We start from the raw sequence: 5,354 nt of genomic DNA on the forward strand, positions 1-5,354 counted from the left end.
CGCACCACGCGCGCGACGATGCACGTGGACCAGTTTCTGAAGCACGCGCTGGGCGAGGACCTGCGCGGGCGCCCCTACGGCGGCGGCCGCAGCCGGGCGGGCGGGTTTGAGATCGACATCGGCTTTCTGAAGGGCGACGAGGACGATCCGGAGCAGCAGGCGCTCAAGTGGGCGCTGTTCGACCGCCGCATCCGCCGCAAGCTGTTCCGCGAGGCGGGGGTGGAAGAGCTGGACGAGGTGTGCGGGGTGGATCCGGACGAGTGAGCCGCGGCGGATCGTCCGCGCGCCTTTTCGCGCGCCGGGACACGGGTAAAACGGAGAACGCCGCCTCTTGGGCGGCGTTCGCGTTTTGATCCCCGCGGCCCGGGTCAGCTGACCACGAGCACGCTCCACTCGCAGCTGTCTGCGCCGCGCGCGGCGCAGCGGGAGTGCACGGCGTTGTGCCGGCGCCCCATGTAGCGGGTAATGAGTTCCGCGATCACGCCCGTGTAGAAGGCGCACGCCGCCCCGCCCGGGTCCGCGCGGCTGGTGAGCGAGTCGCGCAGCCGCACCTGGAACGGGCGCGCCTGCACCTCCAGCGTGCCCAGCCCGGCCAGCTGCCCCATCAGCCGGCCGGTGGCGCGCGCCGCCGCCCGCATGCGCATCCCCGCGGGGAGCAGGCGCACCGCGCGGCGCGACGCGTTGCTGCGCTCGTCCCACGCGCGCGTCGCCATCCGCCGCCCCGCCTCCTCAAAGATCTCGTCGCAGTCCGGCCTGCGGATCACCAGCCGCATCAGGTCTTCGACCGTGGCGCTGCTCTGCAGGCTCTTGCGCTTGGTTTCTTCGCGGAACTTGTGGATCTGCAGGTACACCACGTCGCTCAGCCCCAGCCGCCGGGGCATGCTCGCGCTCAGGTCCTCGCCCTCCAGCACCTCCTCCGGGCGGTCCATGTCGCGCATGGTTTCCAGGAGCAGCAGCGGAAAGACGGGGGTAACGCTGGGCGTGGTGGGCCCGATGGCGCGACGGCTGGCGGTCCTGCTCATCCGGAAGATGTCCGATCGTGGCGCGGGTGATTGGAAAAGTCGCGCAATCTGCTGGCAGGACCGGTGCCGTCGCAAGGTGCGCCAAACATCTGGAGCAGATCAGTCCCGCCCGTGGCGGCTTCCGGGTGCCTCCGGGTCGCGCGGAAGCCCCGCGTCCCCGCCGCGCACCGTGGGCCCTCGTGCGTGCAGGAAGGCGAGGACGGTCAGCACGGCGAACCAGGCGAGCGCCCCGATGGCCACCGTGGCCGCCACGGGTCCGGGCACCAGGAGCGCGGCCAGCACCACGGGCACCAGCAGCACGAGCCCGAGCGCGGCCAGCTGGTGAAAGGTGCGCACGCGGACGGCGCGGCCGAGCCATGCGTTGATCCGGTCGGGTGACTGCATCGTTGCTCCTTGGCCTCGCCCGCTTCCCCCACGGCACCCTTGCTTCCCGGGCTCCGAAGGTTTACCGTAGATGCCGGAAGTGGACAAGTCAGACGTTCGTGACAATTCGGACGATTCGGACATAGTGGATAACCTACACGTCCGAATCGTCCAAAACAAGTCCCTCGTGGCGGGTCAAGGATGATCAACCCCAGAGAGGTGTCGCTGGAGGCGTTGCGGGAGCTTGCCCTGGACCGCGCCGAGCAGAGCAGCATCCGGGTGCTGGCCGCGGAAATCGGCCTGGGGCCCAGCACGCTCCACAACTTTCTGAGCGGGGCCACGCCGCACCCGCGCGTGCGGCGCAAGCTGGCGGAGTGGTTCGTGGGCGAGGTGGGCGCCGAGCGCGCCTATCCCGACCAGGCGTACGCCTCCGCGCTGGGCATTCTGCTTTCCGCCGTGGACCCCGCCGTGCGCGACGACGCCGCGGCCGACGTGCTGGGCCTCATCGAGCGCGTGCACGTGCAGAACGGCACCGCAGCCCCCGCGTGGCTCCGTCGCCTGCGCGACGCGGCCGCGCCTGACCCCGGCGAGTCCGCACCCGGCGAGTAGATCGCGCGTTCGGCCGTTGTGGCCGCTTCCCCGAACGGTATTGAAGGGCCGTCACGCGGGGTGGCGGAGGTCGCGAGGGAACTGCAGGGGATTGGTGAAAGAAAAGCCGCACCCGGAAACCCGGATGCGGCTTTTCTGCGCGATGCCACCTCCGCCCTGTGCACCGAGGCGTCCGCGGCAGTCCACGCAGGTGGACTTCGTGCTGTTCCAGCGGCGAATTCATTCGCTCTGGACGGGGTGGACGCGCCTGTCTCCGCGACTCACACCTGGGCGTCCGCGGCAGTCCACGAAGGTGGATTTCGTGCTGTTCCAGCGGCGAACTCATTCGCTCTGGACGGGGTGGACGCGCCTGTCTCCGCGACTCACACCAGGACGTCCGCGGCAGTCCACGAAGGTGGACTTCGCGCCGTTGTTGCCGCGACTTCAGTCGCCCGTCCCCCGCGCGACGAGGTCGCGGGCGGTTTCGGGCCAGTCGGGGTGCTGGAATCGGAATCCCCCCGCCAGCAGCCGTCCGGGAACCACGCGGCGGCTCTTGAGCACCAGCTCCGCTTCCGTCCGCAGGGCCCACGCGCCGATCTCCAGCATCCACCGCGTCGCCGGCAGGCCGACGGGCACGCCCGCCGCCCTTCGCAGCGCCCGCATGAACTCCGCATACGGCAGCGGGTTGGGGGATGACAGGTTCACCGGGCCGTCCACCTCCTCGTGCTCCATCAGCCAGCGGATGGCGCGCGTGAAGTCTGCTTCGTGGATCCACGAGACGAACTGGCGCCCTCCCGCCGCCGATCCGCCCAGCCCGCGCCGCACGAGCCCCAGCAGCACGTCAAAGATGCCGCCGCGGTCGGGGCTCATCACCATGGCGCTGCGCATGGCCACCTTGCGCGTCCCCGGCGTCACCGCCTCGTTCAGCGCCGCCTCCCACGCCCGTGCGACGTCGATGCTGAACCGCCACGTGTCCGGCGCGTTCCGCTCGCCTCCCCTCAGAATGCCCGTCGCCTCGTCGTTGGGCGCGTCCAGCCGGTGCGCGTAGATGGTCGCCGTGCTGGACTGCAGCCACAGCCGCGGCGGCCGCGCGCACGCGGCGATCGCCGTCCCCACCGCGCGCGTGGAGCGGACGCGCGACTCCATGATCTCGGCGCGGTTCCGGGCGTTGTAGCGGCAGTTGACGCTGCGCCCCGCCAGGTTGATGACGGCGTCCGCGCCTTCCAGCTCCGCGGCCCACGGTCCGACGGTCTCCCCGTCCCACGCTACCGTGCGCCACGGGCCGGCGGACGGGGAGCGGGACAGGACCACGACCTCGTCGCCGCTGGCGGAAAAGGCGCGCGCCAGCAGCGTGCCCACCTGCCCGGAGCCGCCGGGGAGAACCAGCTTCATCGAAAGGCGGCCGGCTCGGTGGTGGGCGGTGCGCCGGGGTTGTAGTGGCGATACACCGCGGCGCCGATCCGCGCGATGAGCAGGTTGGCGGGATTGTCGGTGGCGTACGACTGCTCGCGGTTCTCCCGCGTCATCACGCACACCGCCACGGGGGCGGTGGGGCCGTAGATGATGCCGCAGTCGTTGCGAGACTGGTCCACCTCGCCGGTCTTGTGCGCCACGATGATGGATTCGGGAAGCCAGCGCACCAGCTTCGTAAAGTCCTGGTTGTTGCGCATCATGGCCAGAGCCACCGAATCCAGCGCGGGGTTCACGGCGCGCCCCGCGTGCAGCCGCGCGAACAGTTCCACCGTTTCGTTGGGCGTGGTGACGCCCAGGCCGTACTTCACGCTGCTGTCCATCGCCACGCTGGTGGACCGGTTGTACACCTTGGCATGAATGCGCGTGGACGTGAGGCCCAGCGAATCCATCTTCGCCCAGACCGTGCGGATGTTCAGCTTGTCCAGGAGCAGATTGGTCGCGGTGTTGTCGGAAAGGGTGATCATGAGCTGGGCTGCGTCCTCCACCGTCATCTCCAGCCCGGAGTGCATGAACTGCAGCACGCCGGAGCCGGGCACCCGGTCACGGGCGATCATGTTCAGCGGATCGCTCAGCTGCAGGTTGCCGCGGCGCACCTCGTCCAGCGCGGTCACCAGGACGGCCACCTTGATGAGCGACGCGCTGGGAAACTTCTCATCCCCGCGAATGCTGATGGCCTCGCCGGTGGCCAGGTTGCGTACGCTGGCGCCCGCCACGCCTCCGTAGCCCGCCATCATCCGCTCCAGTTGGCGGCGCAGCCCGGCGCTGTCGCTGGCGGCCGGGCGGGCGGTGGCGGTCTGGGCCGCGGCGGGGGCGCAGGCAATGGAAATCCCAAGCAGCGGCAGGGCGATCAACCGGGCGAATCGCGTGGTCATCGGGTGCATTCCGGGACGGAGCGGGCGGTGTGTCCCCGGAGGGGGACAGGTAGCAGATGATAATGGCTCCGAAGCCCTGTTCTTGTCCACCAACGCGCTTTCGGCAGCCCCGAAGACAAAATCCGAAGCCGTTGTGCCGCAATCGCTTGGGGCGCCTCGTCGCCCGAAGGAGTTGCGACCCCCCGGGCCCCGGCCTACGTTGCGCCCCGCTCAACCAGCTACTCGCAGGTGTGTCGATTCGCCTCGGTGCCGCCGCGGCCGTCCCGCGTTGTTGGGGATGCCACCCGGTCAGCCAGTTCCTGGCACCGATCCGTTGAACCCGTTCTCCAGAACCAGATGCAGTCACGCGGAATCGCGCTCAGCGCGCTCATGCTTGCCGTTTTTTCCGTTTCCGTCGCCGCGACGGCACAGGAAGGACCCCGCCGCGCTCCGTCGGCGGGACCCAGCTTCAGCATCGAAGCACGCCGCGACTCTGTCGTGAGCATGGCCCGCCAGCAGCTCGGCCGGCGGTACGTTTTCGGGGGCACCTCTCCGCGCGGCTTTGACTGCAGCGGCTTTACGCAGTACCTGATGCGCGCGTTCGACGTGAACCTGCCGCGCACGGCCGCCCAGCAGGCGCGGGTGGGGCGCGAGGTGCCGCGCGACCGCTCGCTGCTGCGCCCGGGTGACCTGCTTACTTTCGGCCGCGGCGGGCGCGTGACGCACGTGGGGGTGTACGTGGGCAACGGGCGCTACGTGCACGCCAGCAGCGGGCAGGGCCGCATTGTGGAAAGCAGCCTGGACCGCCCGGCCAACTCGCTGGTGCGCGCGTGGATGGGCGTGCGGCGCTTCATGAGCGGCGACAGCGCCGAGACCATGGCCCAGCGCGCCCTGGTGCCGCAGCCGAGCACCACGCCCGCCCAGCTTCGCCGGGGCAGCTGAAAGCGCCGCTTCGGATCGATGGACAAAAGAAGAGGCCTCCGGATTCCGGGGGCCTCTTTCGCGTCGAGGAGAAAAGGCGAGAGAGAACGGCCCTCGAGTGGAGGACGCGGGTGCG

The 5,354-nt window shown here is 70.2% G+C and carries 6 protein-coding genes and 1 pseudogene; 3 read left to right on the plus strand and 4 right to left on the minus strand.

The genetic code is table 11. The annotated features are described in order from the left end of the window. A pseudogene (locus VF665_RS18905) lies at positions 1–264 on the plus strand (hypothetical protein); the annotation flags it as partial. Positions 265–368: 104 nt separating this feature from the next. Here the strand turns inward: VF665_RS18905 and VF665_RS18910 are convergent. Both VF665_RS18910 and VF665_RS18915 read right to left on the minus strand, forming a co-directional pair. Then, the gene (locus VF665_RS18910) at positions 369–1,022 is read right to left on the minus strand and encodes a 4-vinyl reductase (RefSeq protein WP_331055017.1); all 654 of its coding nucleotides are present in this window, start codon (positions 1,020–1,022) and stop codon (positions 369–371) included. 99 nt (positions 1,023–1,121) lie between these two features. Then, a complete protein-coding gene (locus VF665_RS18915) occupies positions 1,122–1,406 on the minus strand; it encodes a hypothetical protein (RefSeq protein ID WP_331055018.1) in 285 nt (94 codons plus the stop codon). A 180-nt stretch (positions 1,407–1,586) separates the two neighbouring features. Here VF665_RS18915 and VF665_RS18920 point away from each other — a divergent pair, with 180 nt between their 5' ends. After that, entirely contained in the window at positions 1,587–1,994 is a 408-nt protein-coding gene (locus VF665_RS18920; protein ID WP_331055019.1) for a hypothetical protein, read from the plus strand. A 423-nt stretch (positions 1,995–2,417) separates the two neighbouring features. Here VF665_RS18920 and VF665_RS18925 read toward each other — a convergent pair whose 3' ends face one another. Then, complete coding sequence (locus VF665_RS18925) at positions 2,418–3,365, minus strand: TIGR01777 family oxidoreductase (RefSeq protein ID WP_331055020.1); 948 nt, start codon at positions 3,363–3,365, stop codon at positions 2,418–2,420. Then, entirely contained in the window at positions 3,362–4,318 is a 957-nt protein-coding gene (locus tag VF665_RS18930; RefSeq protein WP_331055021.1) for a serine hydrolase, read from the minus strand. Before VF665_RS18930 ends, VF665_RS18925 begins: the two co-directional genes overlap by 4 nt. A 336-nt stretch (positions 4,319–4,654) precedes the next feature. Here VF665_RS18930 and VF665_RS18935 point away from each other — a divergent pair, with 336 nt between their 5' ends. Beyond that, complete coding sequence (locus tag VF665_RS18935; RefSeq protein WP_331055022.1) at positions 4,655–5,239, plus strand: C40 family peptidase; 585 nt, start codon at positions 4,655–4,657, stop codon at positions 5,237–5,239. The last annotated feature ends 115 nt before the right edge of the window (positions 5,240–5,354 follow it).

This window comes from Longimicrobium sp. (assembly GCF_036387355.1).
Taxonomy (GTDB): domain Bacteria; phylum Gemmatimonadota; class Gemmatimonadetes; order Longimicrobiales; family Longimicrobiaceae; genus Longimicrobium.